At 68.4% G+C, this 17,771-nt stretch carries 18 protein-coding genes and 1 pseudogene; 11 read left to right on the top strand and 8 right to left on the bottom strand.

Features of this window, described 5'->3' with window-relative positions; genetic code table 11:
- Nucleotides 1–81 precede the first annotated feature (81 nt).
- Nucleotides 82–1,695 carry a cation acetate symporter gene (locus ACIHFE_RS04880; protein ID WP_400104336.1) on the bottom strand — a complete coding sequence of 538 codons (1,614 nt, stop codon included), beginning with the start codon at nucleotides 1,693–1,695 and terminating at the stop codon, nucleotides 82–84.
- Complete coding sequence (locus ACIHFE_RS04875; protein WP_400104335.1) at nucleotides 1,692–2,099, bottom strand: DUF485 domain-containing protein; 408 nt, start codon at nucleotides 2,097–2,099, stop codon at nucleotides 1,692–1,694. The genes ACIHFE_RS04880 and ACIHFE_RS04875 overlap by 4 nt, the downstream gene beginning before the upstream one ends.
- A gap of 526 nt (nucleotides 2,100–2,625) precedes the next feature.
- Here ACIHFE_RS04875 and ACIHFE_RS04870 point away from each other — a divergent pair.
- On the top strand, nucleotides 2,626–4,140 hold the full coding sequence (locus ACIHFE_RS04870) for a S8 family serine peptidase (RefSeq protein ID WP_400104334.1): 1,515 nt from the start codon (nucleotides 2,626–2,628) through the stop codon (nucleotides 4,138–4,140).
- Here the strand turns inward: ACIHFE_RS04870 and ACIHFE_RS04865 are convergent.
- The 4 genes from ACIHFE_RS04865 to ACIHFE_RS04850 all read right to left on the bottom strand — a co-directional run bounded on the left by ACIHFE_RS04865 (nucleotide 4,101) and on the right by ACIHFE_RS04850 (nucleotide 7,552).
- Nucleotides 4,101–4,802 (bottom strand): lysoplasmalogenase, encoded by a 702-nt coding sequence (locus ACIHFE_RS04865; protein ID WP_400104333.1) that lies wholly within the window; start codon nucleotides 4,800–4,802, stop codon nucleotides 4,101–4,103. The genes ACIHFE_RS04870 and ACIHFE_RS04865 overlap by 40 nt on opposite strands.
- Nucleotides 4,799–5,671, bottom strand: coding sequence for a sterol desaturase family protein (locus tag ACIHFE_RS04860; RefSeq protein WP_400104332.1), 873 nt, complete (start codon nucleotides 5,669–5,671; stop codon nucleotides 4,799–4,801). Before ACIHFE_RS04860 ends, ACIHFE_RS04865 begins: the two co-directional genes overlap by 4 nt.
- A 34-nt stretch (nucleotides 5,672–5,705) precedes the next feature.
- Complete coding sequence (locus ACIHFE_RS04855; protein WP_400104331.1) at nucleotides 5,706–6,227, bottom strand: hypothetical protein; 522 nt, start codon at nucleotides 6,225–6,227, stop codon at nucleotides 5,706–5,708.
- 77 nt (nucleotides 6,228–6,304) lie between these two features.
- Entirely contained in the window at nucleotides 6,305–7,552 is a 1,248-nt protein-coding gene (locus ACIHFE_RS04850; RefSeq protein ID WP_400104330.1) for an RNA-guided endonuclease InsQ/TnpB family protein, read from the bottom strand.
- A gap of 28 nt (nucleotides 7,553–7,580) precedes the next feature.
- On the opposite strand from ACIHFE_RS04850, the pseudogene tnpA reads away from it, so the two are divergent.
- The 5 genes and pseudogenes from tnpA to ACIHFE_RS04825 all read left to right on the top strand — a co-directional run.
- A pseudogene (gene tnpA / locus ACIHFE_RS04845) lies at nucleotides 7,581–7,990 on the top strand (IS200/IS605 family transposase); the annotation flags it as partial.
- Between the two features lie 361 nt (nucleotides 7,991–8,351).
- Entirely contained in the window at nucleotides 8,352–8,684 is a 333-nt protein-coding gene (locus ACIHFE_RS04840; protein ID WP_400104329.1) for an ArsR/SmtB family transcription factor, read from the top strand.
- Nucleotides 8,681–9,154, top strand: a complete 474-nt coding sequence (locus ACIHFE_RS04835; protein WP_400104328.1) for an SRPBCC domain-containing protein — start codon at nucleotides 8,681–8,683, stop codon at nucleotides 9,152–9,154. Before ACIHFE_RS04840 ends, ACIHFE_RS04835 begins: the two co-directional genes overlap by 4 nt.
- Entirely contained in the window at nucleotides 9,151–9,747 is a 597-nt protein-coding gene (locus tag ACIHFE_RS04830; protein WP_400104327.1) for a TIGR03086 family metal-binding protein, read from the top strand. The genes ACIHFE_RS04835 and ACIHFE_RS04830 overlap by 4 nt, the downstream gene beginning before the upstream one ends.
- 276 nt (nucleotides 9,748–10,023) lie before the next feature.
- Complete coding sequence (locus tag ACIHFE_RS04825) at nucleotides 10,024–11,481, top strand: NF041680 family putative transposase (protein ID WP_400104326.1); 1,458 nt, start codon at nucleotides 10,024–10,026, stop codon at nucleotides 11,479–11,481.
- An 8-nt stretch (nucleotides 11,482–11,489) separates the two neighbouring features.
- On the opposite strand, the gene ACIHFE_RS04820 is transcribed toward ACIHFE_RS04825, so the two are convergent.
- Entirely contained in the window at nucleotides 11,490–12,443 is a 954-nt protein-coding gene (locus ACIHFE_RS04820) for an IS481 family transposase (protein ID WP_400104325.1), read from the bottom strand.
- A 34-nt stretch (nucleotides 12,444–12,477) separates the two neighbouring features.
- Between ACIHFE_RS04820 and ACIHFE_RS04815 the strand changes: the two genes are divergently transcribed.
- Nucleotides 12,478–13,335, top strand: coding sequence for a hypothetical protein (locus ACIHFE_RS04815; RefSeq protein WP_400104416.1), 858 nt, complete (start codon nucleotides 12,478–12,480; stop codon nucleotides 13,333–13,335).
- A gap of 202 nt (nucleotides 13,336–13,537) precedes the next feature.
- Here the strand turns inward: ACIHFE_RS04815 and ACIHFE_RS04810 are convergent, their stop codons facing one another.
- Nucleotides 13,538–13,945, bottom strand: a complete 408-nt coding sequence (locus tag ACIHFE_RS04810) for a nuclear transport factor 2 family protein (protein WP_400104324.1) — start codon at nucleotides 13,943–13,945, stop codon at nucleotides 13,538–13,540.
- 146 nt (nucleotides 13,946–14,091) lie between these two features.
- Between ACIHFE_RS04810 and ACIHFE_RS04805 the strand changes: the two genes are divergently transcribed.
- The 4 genes from ACIHFE_RS04805 to ACIHFE_RS04790 all read left to right on the top strand — a co-directional run bounded on the left by ACIHFE_RS04805 (nucleotide 14,092) and on the right by ACIHFE_RS04790 (nucleotide 17,771).
- Entirely contained in the window at nucleotides 14,092–15,144 is a 1,053-nt protein-coding gene (locus tag ACIHFE_RS04805; RefSeq protein ID WP_400104323.1) for a GlxA family transcriptional regulator, read from the top strand.
- Nucleotides 15,126–15,857, top strand: coding sequence for an SDR family NAD(P)-dependent oxidoreductase (locus ACIHFE_RS04800; protein ID WP_400104322.1), 732 nt, complete (start codon nucleotides 15,126–15,128; stop codon nucleotides 15,855–15,857). The genes ACIHFE_RS04805 and ACIHFE_RS04800 overlap by 19 nt, the downstream gene beginning before the upstream one ends.
- A gap of 138 nt (nucleotides 15,858–15,995) precedes the next feature.
- Entirely contained in the window at nucleotides 15,996–16,904 is a 909-nt protein-coding gene (locus ACIHFE_RS04795; protein ID WP_400104321.1) for a hypothetical protein, read from the top strand.
- Between the two features lie 534 nt (nucleotides 16,905–17,438).
- On the top strand, nucleotides 17,439–17,771 hold the full coding sequence (locus ACIHFE_RS04790) for a hypothetical protein (RefSeq protein WP_400104320.1): 333 nt from the start codon (nucleotides 17,439–17,441) through the stop codon (nucleotides 17,769–17,771).

Genomic DNA, 17,771 nt, shown 5'->3' with positions numbered 1-17,771 from the left:
GAACGTTCAACAGTTCCGCAGGGTACGCGATGCCCCTGACACCGCGGTCGGCCGAGGCGTCAGGGGCAGGGGCTGGGCAGCTCAGTGCGCACCGTATCCGGTGAGCGAACGGACCTCCAGCTCTGCGTACTTCCTGGGTTCCACGGCCGTACGGTCGGCCAGTGAGCCCAGCCAGCCCAGCAGGAAACCCAGCGGGATGGAGACCAGCCCCGGGTTGCCCAGCGGGAACCAGTCGAACTTCATGCCGGGGAACAGGGCCTTGGGGTCGCCGGAGACCACCGGGGAGAAGATCACCAGGGTCACCGAGGAGACCAGTCCGCCATAGATCGACCACAGCGCGCCCCGGGTGGTGAAGCGCTTCCAGAACAGGCTGTAGAGGATGGTGGGCAGATTGGCCGAGGCGGCCACCGCGAAGGCCAGCGCGACCAGGGCGGCCGCGTTCAGCTTGTGGGCGAAGATGCCCAGCGCGATGGAGATCCCGCCGATGGCGATGGCGGCGATCTTCGCGGTAAGGATCTCCTCCTTCTCATTGGTCCGGCCCTTGCGCAGCACATTGGCCCATAGGTCATGGGCGAAGGAGGCGGAGGAGGCCAGGGTGAGCCCGGCGACCACGGCCAGGATGGTGGCGAAGGCCACCGCGGAGATCACCGCCAGCAGGATGGCCCCGCCGGTGGAGCCCGCCCCGCCGCCGACCGCCTCGGCCAGCAGCGGGGCCGCCGTGTTGCCCGACTCATTGGACTTGACGATGGCCTTGGAACCCACCAGCGCCGCGGCACCGAAGCCCAGCGCGATGGTCATCAGGTAGAAGGCGCCGATGATGCCGATGGCCCAGTTCACCGAGGTCCGCGCCGCCTTGGCGGTGGGCACCGTGTAGAAGCGGATCAGGATGTGCGGAAGTCCGGCGGTCCCCAGCACCAGCGCCAGGCCCAGCGAGACAAAGTTGAGCTTGGAGGTGCCGTTCTTGCCGTACTGCAGGCCGGGTTGGAGGAATGCCTTGCCCTTGCCGCTCTTGTCGGCGGCGTGTCCCAGCAGGGTGGAGAGGTTCCAGTCGACCTTGTTGAGCACCAGGATGGTGATCAGCAGGGTGCCGGCGATCAGCAGCACCGCCTTGACGATCTGCACCCAGGTGGTGCCCTTCATCCCGCCGATGGTCACATAGAGCACCATCACCAGCCCGACCAGCACAATGATCCAGCGCCGGGCGCCCTCGCCGCTCGCCCCGAGCAGCAGGGCCACCAGGGCTCCCGCACCCACCATCTGGGCCAGCAGGTAGAAGATCGACACCACAATGGTGGACACCCCGGCCGCGGTGCGCACCGGCCGCTGCTTCAGGCGGTGGGCCAGGACGTCCGCCATGGTGAACCGGCCGGAGTTGCGCAGGGGTTCGGCCACCAGCAGCAGGGCGACCAGCCAGGCGACCAGGAAGCCGATGGAGTAGAGGAAGCCGTCATAGCCGAAGAGCGCAATGGCGCCGGCGATGCCCAGGAAGGACGCGGCGGACATATAGTCGCCGGAGATGGCCAGGCCGTTCTGGAAGCCGGTGAAGGAGCGTCCGCCGGCGTAGAAGTCGGTGGCGTCCCTGGTCTGCCGGCCCGCCCAGACGGTGATGCCCAGGGTGATGGCCACAAAGACCGAGAACAGCGTGATGATCAGGGTGCGGTGCTCGCCGGCCCCGCCGCTTGCCGCGAGGTTCATTCCCCCGCCTCCATCCGGGTCCGGATCGCCTCGGCCTTGGGGTCGATACGTTCCGCGGCGTGCCGCGCGTACCACCAGGCGATCAGGAAGGTGGTGAGGAACTGGGCCAGCCCGAGGACCAGCGCGACATTGATGTTGCCCACCAGCTCGGTGCTCATCAACCCGCCCGCGTAGTTGGAGAGCAGGACGTACAGCAGGTACCAGGCGATGAAGGCCGCGGTGAGCGGGAAGGCGAACGACCGGTGGGCGCGCCGGAGTTCACCGAACTCGGCGCTCGCCTGTACCTCGGTGAAACGGTCCGGCTGGGCGGGGATGGTGGGACGGGCGGCCTCGCCCGCCTCCTGGGGATCGGTGTCCGGGGGGCTGTGCCGGCTGTTCTTGTCCACGGCCTCTTCTGAGTCCACGGCCTCTCCTGTACGAAGTGGGGACGGCGGTTCCTGACGACACATGGGGATGGTGATCACAAGCCGATGATGTGAGGCGGATCACGCATCGTAGGGCGACACCGCAGTATGCGACAGGGGGACGGCCATGGAATGGCGCAGCGTGGGCCAAGCGAGGCAATACCGCCCGCCCACAGCCTCGTTGACCTGGGTGTGAGCACCGAGCCGCCGCCTGAGCCACAGTCCCCCGGCCGACGTCCATTCGGAATCGTCAGGTTGACGGCGCCCATCCCGGCCGTCCCCGCCGGCCGTCCCGCCACCACCTCCGGCGCGGGCCGTTGGTACGGACCCCGGGTGCCCCTTCCGCCCCTGAGCATCGACACCCTGCGTGGGTCCTGACGGAGCATCACCATTAATAGCCGTACAGCCTTTCTTGGGGATTTCATTGCCCAACCGGCGTGATCGGCGCTAGCTTCACTCGTCATATACCCGCCGTCCCGGCCCGGCCGGTGCCCGGGCGGCTCGCTACGGACGATGTGGAGTACCCATGGCTCACTCGCGTTCCAGACGCCGACAGGCGCTGCTCGCCGCGCCCGTCGGCCTGGCCCTCACCGCCTCGCTGGGGCTCCTGCCCGGCGCCGCTTCCGCGGCGGCCCCGGCGAAGCACCAGGTCAGGACGGATGGCCCGCTGCTCTCCTATGTGGTCAACACCGGCACCGACCGGGCCGGCCTGTCCCGGGTGAAGCAGGCCGTGGACGCCAACAAGGGCTCCCTGGTGGCCTCCTACGACCGAATAGGCGTGCTGGTCGTCCACTCCAAGAACCCCGACTTCGCCAAGTCGCTGCGCGCGGTGCCTGGTGTGCAGTCGGCGGGCGCCACCCGGACCGCGCCGATCACCTCGGCGGCCACCGATGACATCGGCAAGCCGGAGAAGCTCAAGCTGTCCAAGGCCACCGCGCTGGCCGCGGCCAAGGCCAAGGGCCGGGGCAGCGAGCCGCTGGAGAGCCTGCAGTGGGATCTGCGGGCCATCAAGGCCGACCAGGCCGCGAAGATCAACCCGGGCAGCCGCAAGGTGACGGTCGGTGTCATCGACACCGGTGTGGACGACACCCATCCCGACCTGGCGCCCAACTTCTCCCGTGCGCAGTCGGCCAGTTGTGTCTCCGGCAAGGCCGACACCAGCCCCGGCGCCTGGCGGCCGTTCGTGGCGTCACGCGACTACCACGGCACCCATGTCGCGGGCACCATAGCCGCCGCCCGCAATGGCACCGGGGTCGCCGGTGTCGCCCCGGGCGTCAAGGTCTCCGCCATCAAGGTCAGCTCCAACAGCGCGGGCCGCTACTTCTACGCGGAAAGCGTGGTCTGCGCCTTTGTCTTCGCCGCCGAGCACAACATCGCGGTGACCAACAACAGCTACTACGTTGACCCTTGGCTGTTCAACTGCGCCGATGACCCCGACCAGAAGGCGATAGCCGACGCCATCGGCCGCGCCTCCGCCTACGCCCAGCGCAAGGGCGTGGTCAATGTGGCCGCCGCGGGCAATGACAACATGGACCTGGCGGCCAAGGAGATCAGCGACACCTCCAGCCCCAATGACACCAAGCCCCAGCCGCGGAAGATCGACCCCGCCACCTGCCTGGACATCCCGGCCCAGCTCCCCGGTGTGGTCACCGTCTCCGCCACCGGCGTGAAGTCGCTGAAGTCGTACTACTCCAACTACGGCCGTGGACAGATCGCGGTGGCGGCGCCCGGCGGTGACAACCTCCAGGTGCCGGACGCCCCCGCCAAGGACGGCCGGATCCTCTCCACCCTGCCCGGCGGCGACTGGGGCTGGCTGCAGGGCACCTCGATGGCCAGCCCGCATGTGGCCGGTGTGATGGCGCTGCTGAAGAGCACCCACCCCAAGGCCTCCCCGCAGGAGCTGACCTGGATCCTCAAGGCCCAGGCCAAGAACCCGGGTTGCCCGGTCGCGCCGGCCGACGCCACCTGCACCGGCACCAAGAACATCAACAGCCACTTCGGCTATGGCATCGTGGACGCCCTGGCCGCCGTCCAGGACTGACCCATACTCCCGGGGCCGGGCACCCGCCCGGCCCCTTCTCCGGCCTCCCCGGCCAACAGCCCCTCCGCCAGCAGGAACTGAGCCGCCAGATAGGTCAGCATCACCCAGAACTGCGGCACCGGCGCCTGCGGCCACCCCGCCAGTCCACCGGCGATCAGCCCGTCCGACAGCAGGAACAGCGCACCGCCCACGGCCGCCCGGGTGCCGGTCTGCGCGGCGCCCGCCGCCATGACCGACAGCAGCAGTCCGTACAGCCCCACCGGCAGCCGCAGTTGGGGCGGCAGCCCCGGCCAGAGCGCCGCCGTACTCACCGCCCATACGGCCCCGTACGGCACCGCCAGCCGCCGGTACCCGCCCCGGCCCCGGGTCCCCTGTCGCGCGAACAACGCCAGATAGCACCCGTGCCCGGCCGCGAACGCCGCCATCCCCGCCAGAAACGCCGCCTGGCCCTCGCACTGGAGCAGCGCATCCCCCGCGCACCCCAACAGCAGGGCCACCGCCAGCAGTCGGGGCCCGCCGCGCATCAGCACATACTCCGCCAGCAGCGGCATCAGCACCGGTTTGGTGATCCGCTCCACCCCGCGCCGCCGGGTGAGCAGCGCCCCCAGGTGCACCCCGCCCGCCGCCGCGAGGACCGCCAGCCGCCGCCGTACGCCGCTCATCCGACCCGCTCCGGCGTCCGGGGGGCGGCCTCGTCCGGCACCCGCGGCTGCCACCCGGGCCCCCGGAACACCCGGCCCAGCCGCTCTCCCCAGCTCCGCGCCGCCCGCACATCCCGGGCGATGGCCGCGTACTCATGAGTGGCCACCCGCAGGGGGTTGAAGGTGTGGATGTTCTTGGTCAGCCCGAAGACCGGCCGCTCCACCTCCGCCACAAAGGACCGGAACATCCGGTCCCAAATGATCAGGATCCCGCCGAAGTTGCGGTCCAGATAGCCGCCCTGGGAGGCATGGTGCACCCGGTGATGCGAGGGCGTGTTCAGTACATACTCAAACGGCCGCGGCAGCTTCCGCACCCGTTCCGTATGCACCCAGAACTGATAGACCAGGTTCACCGAAGAACAGAACGCCACCGCCGCCGGATGCACCCCCGCCGCCACCATCGGCACATAGAACGGCCACACCGTCCAGGTCGTCCACGGCTGCCGCAGCGCGGTGGTGAAGTTGAACTTCCGGCTGGAGTGGTGCACCACATGACAGGCCCACAGGACCCGGATGACATGGTGCCCCCGGTGCGACCAGTAGTAGAAGAAGTCCTGCACCAGCAGCATCAACGGCAGCGTCCACCACAGGATGGGCACCCGCAGCGGCGTCAGCTCATAGACCGCCATATAGATGGCGACAATCGGCACCTTCCACAGCGCGTCAAAGACCAGACTGCCCAGCCCCATCCCGACACTGGTCGCCGCATCCCTGGCCTCATACCCCTCGGCCTCCTCGTCCGGATGCAGCCGGTAACTCACCACCTCCACGGCGGTGAGCAGCACAAAGGCAGGTACGGACCACAACACGACATCGGGCAGGTGCGGCATATTCCGCACCATAAGCTGGCCGACTGGCCTGTCGCTAGGGGTTGTTACCCTCGGGTACCAAGTTCTTGTTACCGACGGTCCAAGCGGGCCCATGACGCCCACTGCGCAGCACGGCCCGTACGGCCGCCGCCCCGCGTGCCGTGCTCTCGGCGTGGGCGGCGGTCTGCCCGTCTTCCTCCCTGCACTCCTCGCAGAGGGTCTCCTCCGCCTCGGCCCGGAACAGCCGAGGCTGGATGTGCCGCCCCCGGCACTCGATCATCCCCGCCACCCTCGGCGCCAACGGCGTCTCTGCGGCGGCGGTGCGCTGCCTGGGCACGATCTCCGGCCGCTTGCGCACCAGCCGGTCGCGCAGCAGCGCCGCCGGGCTGTGCACCGGCTGCGGCAGTCCATTGACCAGCGCCTCGCGCAGATCGTCCGCCGCCGCACCACGCAGCAGCCATTCCGCCGCGAGCGGGGCGAGCGACCGGATGTCCCGTCCGGTCAGCCGCAGTTGCCGCTCGGAGTGCGAGATGGCACCCAGGATCTGCGCTCCCCGCCGGACCAGCGGGGCGGGCATCGCGGGTGCGCTGTCCGCTTCTTCCGGCTCCGTCGGCCGGGAGGGCTGGGAGGGCGGGAGTTGACATGCTCCCTGGCCTAAAGGCCAGGGATTCCGGCCTGGGTCGTCTGACCCTTCCGGGGGCTTCCTGCTTCACCGCGCTGTGCCGGGACTTTCGTCCTGGTCTTACCGGCGCTCTGCGAGGCGTTTAGGGTCTCCGCCCGTCCGGCGGCGACGATGCGGCGTCCTTCGAGGAGGACGTTGCGGGCTGCGTTGTGGTCGCGGTCGTGCACGGTGCCGCATGCGCTGCACGTCCACTCGCGGATGTGCAGGGGTTTGGGGCCGTCCCTAAATCCGCAGGCCGAGCAGATCTGCGAGGACGGGAAGGCCCGGCCCACTTTGGCGAAGGCGCGGCCGTGCTTGACCGCCTTGTACGCCAGCATGCCGACGAACGCGGACCATCCCGCGTCGTGCACGGACTTGGCGAGCCGGGTGCGGCCGAGGCCGGACACCGCGAGGTCCTCCACATACACCGCTTGGTTGTCGCGAATGATCTTCGTGGAAGCCTTGTGGTGCCAGTCCCGGCGCCGGTCGGCCACTTTGGCGTGCTGGCGTGCGACCTTGATACGGGCCTTGGCCCGGTTCTTCGACCCCTGGGCCTTGCGGGACAACTCCCGTTGGAGGCGCTTGAGTTTCTTCTCGGCCCGGCGCAGGAAACGCGGGGCGCTGATCTTCGTCCCGTCGGAGAGGACCGCGAACGCGGACAGACCGAGATCGAGACCGGCCTCGGTGTCCAGCTCGGGGAGGATGTCTGCCTCGGTGTCCACGACGAAGCTGAGGAAGTACCGGCCACAGCTGTCCTTGGTGACGGTCAGGGACGTGGGCGCGGCCGGAAGCCGGCGGGACCACGTCACCTTGAGGTTGCCGACCTTGGCCACGTACACCGTGCCATCGTCCTGGACGGAGAAGGCGTTGGTGTTGAGGCGGATCGACTGCCGGGTGTCCTTCTTCGACTTGTAGCGGGGCGGACCGGCCTTGCGGCCCTGCCGCTTGCCCTTGAGGCTGTCGAAGAAGTTCTTGTAGGCCGTGTCCAGGTCCCGCAGGGACTGTTGCAGGACGACCGCCGACACCTCGGCGAGCCAGGAGCGTTCGGCGGTGCGCTTGGCCTGGGTGATACGAAGCCGCGACAACTCGGCCGACGTCACATACGGCAGCCCTGCCGCGTGTGCTTCCTTCCGGTCGCGCAGGCAGTCGTTCCACACCACTCTGGCGCACCCGAACGCCTGGGCCAGCGCACGGCGCTGGCAAGCGTCCGGGTAGGCCCGGTAGTTGTAGCGCAGCTGCACACCCAGGATCCTATCCAGGGTTGGCGTCATGGGTGAGGAGAACGACTACAGGCGTGGAAGACACGTGGTTTCAGCGATGCATGTGCACTTGGTCTTCATGCCGAAGCACCGGCGCCAAATGTTCACCGATGAGAAACTGACGCGCTGCGAAGAGATCACGCGCAAGGTGTGCGAGGACTTCGAGGCGGAGCTGAAGGAGTTCAACGGTGAACGCGATCATGTCCACCTGCTGATCAACTACCCGCCGAAGGCTGCCGTCTCAAGCTGGTCAACAGCCTCAAGACAGTCTCCGCTCGCCGGATACGGCAGGAGTTCACCGGCCGGATCAACCGCGCCGTCATGCATGGGCACTTGTGGTCGCCCTCGTACTTCTCAGCCTCATGCGGCGGAGCGCCGTTGGCGATCGTCCGCCAGTACATCGAGCAGCAAAAGCGTCCGCTCCAGCCTGCGGGTCAGAGCAGTCTTGAGATGCGTTTCATCCCCGGCGTGAACGCCGGGGCTTTCACGCAAGATCACCGGTAAAAGGCGTGGCTCCCACGGAGGTCGGCCGCCGAAGTTCGACAAGGCCGACTACCGCGAGCGCCATGCGGTGGAGTGCGGGATCAATCGACTCAAACGCCACCGGGCCGTGGCCACGAGATACGACAAGCTCGCAGTCCGCTACGAAGCGACTGTGCTGGTCGCTGCCATCAATGAGTGGCTGTGACCAACATTGCCGAGACACGGCCAATCGTTAACCAGATGGTTGAACGATTGGCTGCGAAAGCGTATCGTCAACCACATGGTTGAAGGTGCTCCGGTGCTGGACGTGGTCTTCCACGCCCTGGCGCATGATGCGCGACGCGAGATGCTGCACCGACTCGCCGCAGGCGATCTCACTGTGGGCGAGCTCGCGGCGCCGCTGCAGATGTCGCTGGCGGCGGCGTCGAAGCACTTGAAGGTGCTCGAACAGGCGGGTTTGGTGCGGCGCACCGTCACCGGACGGCGTCACGTGTGCCGGTTGAAGCCAGAGCCGCTATCCGGAGCGGTCGCCTGGCTGCGCTTCTACGAGCACTTCTGGGACGAGCGACTCAACGCCCTGCAGGACGCCGTGGAGCGAGCTAACGCTTTCGATGACGAGGAGTCTCAATGACATCCAGCCCCACTCCCTTCCCGGCCGTCCGGCGTGAGCGCACGCTCTCCGCTCCGCCGGCCACCGTCTACCGGGCCTGGCTAGATCCGGAGATCCTTCAACGATGGCTCGCGCCCGGCACGTTGGAACTCGCCCGCGCCGAGGTCGACGAGCGCGTCGGCGGCCGCTTCCGCGTCTGGCAAACCCAGTCAAACACGCCGATCGGCGGGTTCGACGCCGAGCTGTTGGAGCTCGTGCCGAACGAGCGCATTGTCTTCCGCTGGGGCTTCGTTGGTCCCGACCGCGACGCCGGGCCCCGCTTCGACTCCCTGCTGACGGTTACCCTGCACCCAGTGCCCGAAGGGACCAGACTCATCATCGTCCACGAGCGACTGGACGCGCTCGCCGCCGCCATGCCCGATGTCGCGAAGCAGATCGGCGGCGGTTGGGACTCCGTGCTTGACCAGCTGGCCGTGGCGGTGAAGGCATGACACCAGACCTGCGACCCGCGACGTCGGTCCTGGCCGAGCTCGTCCGGGGCGTGCGCGACAACCAGCTCGACGCGCCGACACCCTGTGGTGGCCTCACGGTCGCCGAGCTCCTCGACCACATCGACAGCCTGTGCATGGCCTTCACCGCCGCCGGGACCAGGGAGTTCCGCACGGACGGTGGCCGGGCCCCCGTGCCGGACGCGTCGAGGCTGGGCACGGACTGGCGCGATCGCCTGCCCGCCCGGCTCGACGAACTGGCGCAGGCATGGCGACCGTCCATTGCCTGGGTCGGCACGACGCAGATCGGCGGTGGCGAACTGCCAGCACAGGCCGCCGGGGCCTCCGCCGTGGACGAGGTAGTGGTGCACGGGTGGGAGCTCGCTGTCGCAACAGGTCAGCCCTTCCCCGGTGGCGACCCATCGCTGACCGAGGCGTTGGAGACGGCTTACGACTGGGTCCGGTCGGTCGTCGAGCAGAACCCTGACGGCAGCCCGGGCCTGTTCGGGCCCCCGTTGCCTGTCCCCGACCACGCGCCGCTACTGGACCAACTCCTTGGCCTGACCGGCCGTTACCCAGGCTGGCGACCGACCTGAGTCGAGCTCAGCTCAGTCCAGCCGGGCCAGGCCCTCTGTGTCCGATCACAGCGGCGAGGGCTACTTCGGATTTGAACTGGTCTTCCCCAAGACCGCAGCACCCACGACGCCAGACCAGCACTTTCGAAACACGCCCTAGCTTGATCTTTAACGTCGATGGGCGAATGCGTCCTCGAACTTGATCACTCGTGACGGTAACTCCCGTACGTGCGGGCGGCCTTCGGCTGATCATGTGCTCCGACCAAGGACACACATGCTCAGCACGAAGGCCGTGGGATGAGTCTGTTGCACAACGCTGCTCTGGTAGAGCCGTTCGCGGAACTGTCACGCTTCCGGGGCGAGTTCTACTCGTGCCTGACCTCGCGTGCGGACGCGCTGTTCGAGTTGGCGGATGCGGTGTTGTGTGCGGACGGCCCGGTCAGGTCGCTGGTCGAGCTGTCGCTGGTGGGCGAACACCGCCGTGGGCACGGCAGCCTGTACTCCGCCCTGTCGACGGGGCGGGTGGACGTCTCCCGGCTGCGTCGGGCCCTGGCAGGGGTGCCGTTGCCGCGGGCGGCTGACGGCCGGCTGGTGCTGGCCGCCGACATCACCTGCTGGCTGCGGCCGGATGCGCATACCTCGCCCGAGAGGATTCTGTGCCACACCTACGGTCGCGGTAAGGACCAGCACATTCCCGTTCCGGGCTGGCCGTACTCGGTGATCTGTGCGCTGGAGACGGGCCGCAGCTCGTGGACCGCGCCGCTGGACGCGCTACGGCTCGCACCGGGCGATGACGGCGCCACGGTGACCGCGCGTCAGATGCGCGAACTCATCGAGCGCCTCATCGAAGCCGGGCAGTGGCACCAGGACGACGCGGACATCCTCATCGTGGTGGACGCAGGCTACGACGTGCCCCGCCTGGCCTTCCTCCTCAAAGACCTGCCAGTGCAGGTACTGGGCCGGATGCGCTCGGACCGCGTCCTGCGCCGGGCCGCCCCACCGCGCGAGCCGCACACCATGGGCCGCCCGCCCCGTCACGGCGGCGAGTTCGTCTTCGGCGACCCGGCCACCTGGGGCACACCCGATGCCCAGACCGTCACCGAGACCCGCCTCTACGGGAAGGCCGCCGCGCAGGCATGGGACCGGCTCCACCCACGACTGACCCACCGCTCCGCGTGGGCCGCCCAGTTGGGCGCCCTCCCGGTCATCGAGGGCACCGTGATCCATCTGAGGGTCGACCGGCTGCCCAGCGGAGCCACCCCGAAGCCGGTATGGCTGTGGTGGTCGGGCACCGACGCCACTACCACGGACGTCGACCGGCTCTGGCAGGCGTTCCTACGGCGCTTCGACATCGAGCACACCTTCCGCTTCTTCAAGCAGACCCTGGGATGGACCTGCCCGAAGATCCGCACCCCGGACGCCGCCGACCGATGGACCTGGCTGATCCTCGCTGTCTACGCCCAACTCCGTCTCGCCCGGCCGCTGGCCGCCGATCTGCGTCGCCCCTGGGAGAAGCCCAGCGAGCCGCACAAGCTCACCCCCGCCCGCGTCCGCCGCGACTTCCGGCACCTCCGCCCCAAAGCCGCCTGCCCCGCCAGAGCACCGAAACCCACCAGCCCCGGCCCGGGACGGCCACCGGGCCGCAAGAACAGTCGCCCCACCCCACGCCACGACGTCCACACAGTTCACAAAACGGACACCGCGAGACGGAAGAAGAAGGCGTCAACTACCCCCCGACCACGGCGCACAGCTTAAAGATCAAGCTAGGTGTATTGCCCTGTGAGGTTGGGGACGCGGCTGGCGGGTGGTTTGCCTCCCAGCGCGGTGTGTCCGCGGTGGTGATTGTAGGTGTGCAGCCACTGGGGGAAGGCGTCGCGTCGTTCCTGTTCGCTGCGGTAGGGCTTCGCGTAGGCCCATTCGTCGAGCAGGGTGCGGTTCAGGCGCTCGACCTTGCCGTTGGTCTGGGGCCGGTAGGGCCGGGTGCGCTTGTGTGTGATCCCGGCCGCCGCCAGCACATCGCGCCACGGGTGTGACATGTAGCAGGCGCCGTTGTCGGTCAGCACCCGCTCGACGGTGATCCCTGCCCCGGCGAAGAACTCCTGGGCACGGGTCCAGAAGGCGGTGGCGGTCTCCTTGCGCTCGTCGGTGTGGATCTCGCTGTAGGCGAGGCGGGAGTGGTCGTCGACGGCGGTGTGGATGTGGCTGTACCCGGCGCCGGAGCGGGTCTTGCGGCCTGCTTGCCGGCCGAGCGCCTTGTGGCCGCCGCCGTCGGGGATGTTGCCGAGTTTCTTGATGTCCACGTGCACCAACTCCCCTGGCCGTGCCCGTTCGTAGCGGCGTATGACGCGGCCAGTGGCGCGGTCCGGGTGCGTCAGGCGGGCCAGGCCGAACCGGGTCAGCACGCGGTGCACGGTCGAGGGGACCAGGCCGAGCAGGTGGGCGATGCGGGCCGGGCCCCACCGGCGCAGGACGCGGACCTTGATGATCCGTCGTTCGGTGCGGGTCGGGGTACGGCGCGGGCTGTGGTGCGGGTGGCTGGAACGGTCGGCCATGCCCGCCTCGCCGTGCCGACGGTAGCGGCCGGCCCACCGCTGGGCCGTGGTCGGTGAGACCTGGAAGCGTTCAGCGGCCCTGCGCAGCGGCCATCCGTCCTCGACCACGCAGCGGGCCAGGCGCAGACGGCCGGTCTGGGTCAGGGGTGCGTTACGGTGAGGCACGAGGGCCTTTCTTGTCGCTGGTGCAGATGTCGCAATCCACACCAGGCCAGAAGGCCCTCACCCATTTCAAGATCCCTCAGCCGAGACCTGCATCACCCATCCACAACCTCCCGGGACAGAACACCTAGGGGCCGAGAACGTCGTCACGGTAGAGGTCGACAAAGCCAGCGCGATTGCCGCCCGCAAGCGGCTCGCGGCAGCCGGTTCCCACCCATTGACGATCGTCGGCGACGGGGCACGGGGATACGCCGACGCCGCCCCGTACGACCGCCTGATCGCCACCTGCTCCGTCGGCCGCGTGCCCCACGCATGGGTGGCCCAGACCAAGCCCGGCGGGCTGATCGTCGCCCCGTGGGGGCCGGTGTACGGAGGGGAGGCGATAGTACGTCTGACGGTCACCGGGAACGGCACCGCGACCGGCTCCTTCATCGGCTCATCCGCGTTTATGCGGCTCCGCGCCCAGCGGACGGAGCGACGGCATGTCCGTGAGTACCTCAAGGGCAGGAAGTGGCCTGCGGACGGAGTGAGGAGCCTGACTTCCCTGTCTCCGGAGGCCGTTGGCGACTGGGCGGTCATGTTCGCCATCGGAGTGCAGGTTCCGGGAGCGTTCCCGTGGATGGAGGAGTACCGGGACGGCTCCTACACACTGTGGTTGCGGGACATGGCCGTCACGTCCTGGGCGACCGTCGACTACGAAGCTGACCGGGCGGAGTTCGAAGTCCATCAGTCCGGACCCCGTCACCTCTGGGACGAGGTACAGGCCGCCTACCAGTGGTGGGCGAAGCAGGGCCGACCGGGCTTCGACCGCTTCGGCCTGACCGTGGACGCAGACGGCGAACGCGTATGGCTGGATTCGCCAGGCAACCCCGCACCCGTCCGGGCGCCCTGCTGAGCGCGCCAACTCGCCTGCGTGCTGACGGAGATGGGTGCAGAGGCCGTATCGCTGATCATTTCAGAATGCGCCCCGGGTCTTGAACTCTCAGCAGGGACGGTACCTGCCTTCACGTCATCGGCGCCCCTTGACATGACGATGACTCTGCGAGGAAGGCAGGTCCGGCAATGCGCTGCTCCTAGTCGTCGATGGCAGCGAGTTGCTAACTACCCGGCCTTGGGGAAGCCTCAGCGGGCGCGATCGCGGCCTGCATCGCCATTCCGTCGACGTATGAGTGCTTTTCCTTCACCGCCCCGTTCTCGACCAGGACGAAGTCCGCAAGGTCGACGTCGAGTTCGGCGCCGGAAGCGGGCGTCCCGGTCATCTTGAACTGGGTCACCCAGAAGTCCTCCCCGACACGCAGCGAGACGCGTTCGAACGTCAGGTCAGGGACGAGCTCGAACATGCCGGCCGCCGCCTGACGGATGGCTGCCCGCCCGCGCGTCGGGGGCTGGCCGGAGTGCAGATGGAACACCGAGTCGACCGTGTGGAGTTCGGCGATCCGATCGGGATCGCGAGCCTCCCAACAAGCGTGGTAGCGCTCGAACAGTTCGCGGGTGGTAGCGGTCATTGCCTGCCCTCCGGTCCATAGACGATCAGCCTTGTTGCATGCAACGTCCCAACCGGTCCTGGGTCAAGGGCCCTCCGTGACTTGTGGCGTGATCTGTGGGTTGCGCGTCGTTGACGCCATTCGCGCAGGTCAGGCAGCCTGCTGCCATGCGTCGGGTGGTTTTCGTGGTGTACGAGGGGTTCCAGGCAGTCGATCTGGTGGGCCCGCATGCGGTGTTCCATTACACACAGCAAGCGGTCGGTGGCTATGACTGCCAGGTGGTGGCGCCTCACGCCGGTCCGGTCCGGTCCTCCAGCGGCCTGCCGATGATCGCCGCGCACGGGATCGGCGAACTCAACCCCAAAGGGCTGGACACCCTCGTCGTGGTGGGCGGACCAGGTGTGAACGACTCGCGCCGCGACCCCGAACTGGTCGCGTGGATCGCCGCCGCGGCGGCCGGTGCCAGGCGGGTCGCGTCGGTGTGCAGCGGCGTGCTCCTCCTCGCCGCCACCGGATTTCTCGCCGGTCGACGGGTCACCACGCACTGGGCCCGGGAACGGCAACTCACCGACGAGCACCCCGAACTGACGGTGGACTGCGACCCGATCTTCATCAGGGACGGTCCGGTGTGGACCTCGGCCGGGGTCAGCGCCGGCATGGACCTCGCGCTCGCCCTGGTGGAGGACGACCACGGCCCGGAGATCGCGCTGGCTGCCGCCCGCGAGATGGTGCTGTATCTGCGACGGCCGGGCAACCAGTCGCAGTTCAGCGTTCCGCTCTGGTCCTCGCAGCCGACCAGCGACCCGATCCGCAAGGCCGTACGGGCGATCCAGGATAATCCCGGCGGCAGGCACACCGTCGCGGCACTGGCCGCCTGCGCCGGCCTGAGCCCGCGTCATCTGCAGCGTCGCTTCACCGCGGAGATCGGCGCGGGACCGGCGGCCTACGTCGAACGCGTCCGGGTGGAGGCGGCCCGACGGGCGCTCACCGAGGCCGACGAGCCGGTGGCCGCACTCGCCCGCCGCCTCGGCTTCGGCACCGCCGAGACCTTGCGCCGCACCTTCCACCGCCGCGTGGGGATCGCCCCCGGCGAATACCGCGACCGCTTCGGCTCAGCCGCAGCGCGAGCGGCCGCCCCCGGCCGGGAGCCGGACGGCGAACGGGCTCGCGCTGAGCTCTCACACAACCTTGGGAGATCGACATGGAAGAACGAGTCGTGACGGTGGTCACGGGCGGAAGTCGCGGGATCGGCGCAGCTGTCTGCGCCCGCCTGGCGACCGAGGGACACGACATCGTCCTCGGCTACCGTTCGGACGGTTCCGCGGCGGAGTCGGTCGCCCAATCGGTCCGACAGGCCGGACGCAGGTGCGTCACTGTCCGTGCGGACACCGCCGACGAAGCGGACGTCGATCGCCTCTTCGACCGTGCCGCCGGCCTCGGTCCCGTCACCGGGCTCGTGAACAATGCCGGAACCAGCGGCCCGAACGGCCGGCTGACCGACGCCGACGCCGCGGGTATCCGCAGGGCACTCGACGTCAATGTCCTCGGATACCTTCTCTGTGCCCGGCGCGCCATCCAGGAGATGGCCGGCAGCGGCGGTGGAGCGATCGTCAACATCTCCTCGGCCGCAGCCACGCTCGGCAGCCCGGGACAGTACGTCCACTACGCCGCCGCCAAGGCTGCCGTCGACGCGATGACGGTGGGGCTGTCGAAGGAGGTCGCCGCCCAGGGCATCCGCGTCAACTGCGTTGCCCCCGGCACCATCTGGACCGACTTCCACCAGGACCCCGAACGCCCCCGGAAGGTTGCGTCCGCCATCCCCCTGGGCCGTGCCGGACAACCGGAAGAGATCGCCGCTGCCGTCTCCTGGCTGCTTTCCGCCGATGCCTCGTATGCGACTGGAGCGATCCTCCGGGTGGCCGGGGGACTGTAGCCCGGCCACCAGTGCGGTCGTGCCATCAGTTCAAACGGCTCGGCGACCTCCGTCAAGGGCGCGACGATCGCAAGCACGATCGAGTGATTGCTCGCCATCTGCCACACACGCCACCATCTATAGCCATACGGTCCGATCATGGTCAGTTCACGCCATGAGGCATCGCACCGGATCTTCCAGGAACGTCCGGAGCTACTGAAACCCATCTTTCAGATCCTGGGCGTCCCCTATCCCGCGAAGGCGGACGTCGAGGTGCTCACCCCCGACGTAACGGAGATCCGGCCACTGGAACGGCGCGTGGACAGCGTGCTGCGCATCAAACCACCCGACGGCAAATGGTTCCTCCTGGCCATCGAGGCACAGGGGCGGCGCGACAAGGACAAGGCGGTCAACTGGGCGTACTACTTGTCGTTCCTCGCGGCGAAGTACCAGCGCCCGGCACTGCTTCTCGTTGTGTGCCAGGACAAGGCGACCGCCACATGGGCGGCTGGGCCCTTTGAGCTCGGCGTCAAGGAATGGACCGCGCTATCCCTGCATCCGCTGGTCCTCGGTCCCGGGAACGTCCCGGAGATCCTCGACGAGGAGGAGGCGGCTCAGGACCTGAGCCTTGCCGCCTTCTCCGCGTTGACGCACGGCCGGAGCGGGAACCTTCCGGCCATACTGGAGGCAGTGGCGCTTGCGCTGGTAACCGCCGACCGGAGTTCCATCTCGTACTTCTCATCGCTACTGGAGATCGGGCTGGGGGAAACCCCGGCAGGAGACGCCTGGAGGGCTCTGATGCAAAACTACTTCCCCGGCCGGGGCACTCTCGTGGAGGAAATGCTGGAGGCAGGCCGGGAGGAAGGTCTGGCGGCGGGCCGGGAGGAAGGCCGGACCCAGGAGAGGGCGGAGGCGGTGCTGCTCGTGCTTGAAATGCGAGGCATCCCCACGCCTCCCGAAACGCAGCAGCGTGTCAAGGAATGCACAGACCTCGACACCCTGGGCCGCTGGCAAAAGCGCGCATTCTCCGTCGCCACAGCCGACGAACTCTTCACCGACGACCACTGACGGCGTCCCCTGGCAGCCATAGGACGCTCGCCCACGGCAAGCCCGCTGCGGCGAGCGTCCGCCGTCATCGCCAAACCCACTGCGGTGCCCACCGCACACATCGGGCTCACAACCCGGCCAGCAGATTCGCCAGCTCCTTTTCATGAACCCGCCGACAGCAAACCACCGTTAGATGAATTGCGTGCAGGTCTCGCTGCTATCGCCGTTGCGGTGGATGCAGGCGCGCGGTGCGGCCCCACGGGTCGTAGTACATGCCGGTTGTGCCCGAGAGCAAAGCTTCGTGGCTGTCGGCTCATCGTTCCCAGCGGATGCAGAGGCGTTGAAGCCGTGGAGCCAGGCAAAGGTGCGTTCAACTACGCCTGGTGAACGACAAATGGGCGACGCACGTCGTTGCCCGGAACGACCGCCGTATGACCACCCCGGTGCTTGCCGGACAGCCGAGTGGACAGCCCGGGCCGAGGTCGCGATGGTGGGAAAGGAGGGATATCCATACTCCCCTGGCCCCTTCGAACCATCGTCATCAGGGAGTCCGTCATGACATCAGCCAACGACTCGGCGGAACTCGCCGCAGCCGTCGCGTCCGACAGCCTCGGAGGCTACCTGGTCGGGTTGGCCCAGTCGGCGGGAGAGCGCTCGCCGGGCCCAGCGCGGTCCGTCCGTACCACGGAGCACAAGGGGCACAAGGTCACAGTGGCCACCAGCTACGACATCGTCGTGGACGGGACACCGGTGACGGCCCGGCTGCACGTGGGTGACAGCGGCCTGCTGTACAGCCCCAGCCTGCCATATCACCGGTTCAGCTCGGCGTTGGACGCCGTCCGGGCACTGATCTCCAGCTACCCCGACCATTTCAAGGGAGGCGCCTGA

The organism is Streptomyces sp. NPDC052396, assembly GCF_044593195.1.
Classification (GTDB): Bacteria; Actinomycetota; Actinomycetes; order Streptomycetales; family Streptomycetaceae; genus Streptomyces.
The sequence above is the reverse complement of the archived record's forward strand: the minus strand, read 5'-3'. Positions and strand labels throughout refer to the sequence as shown.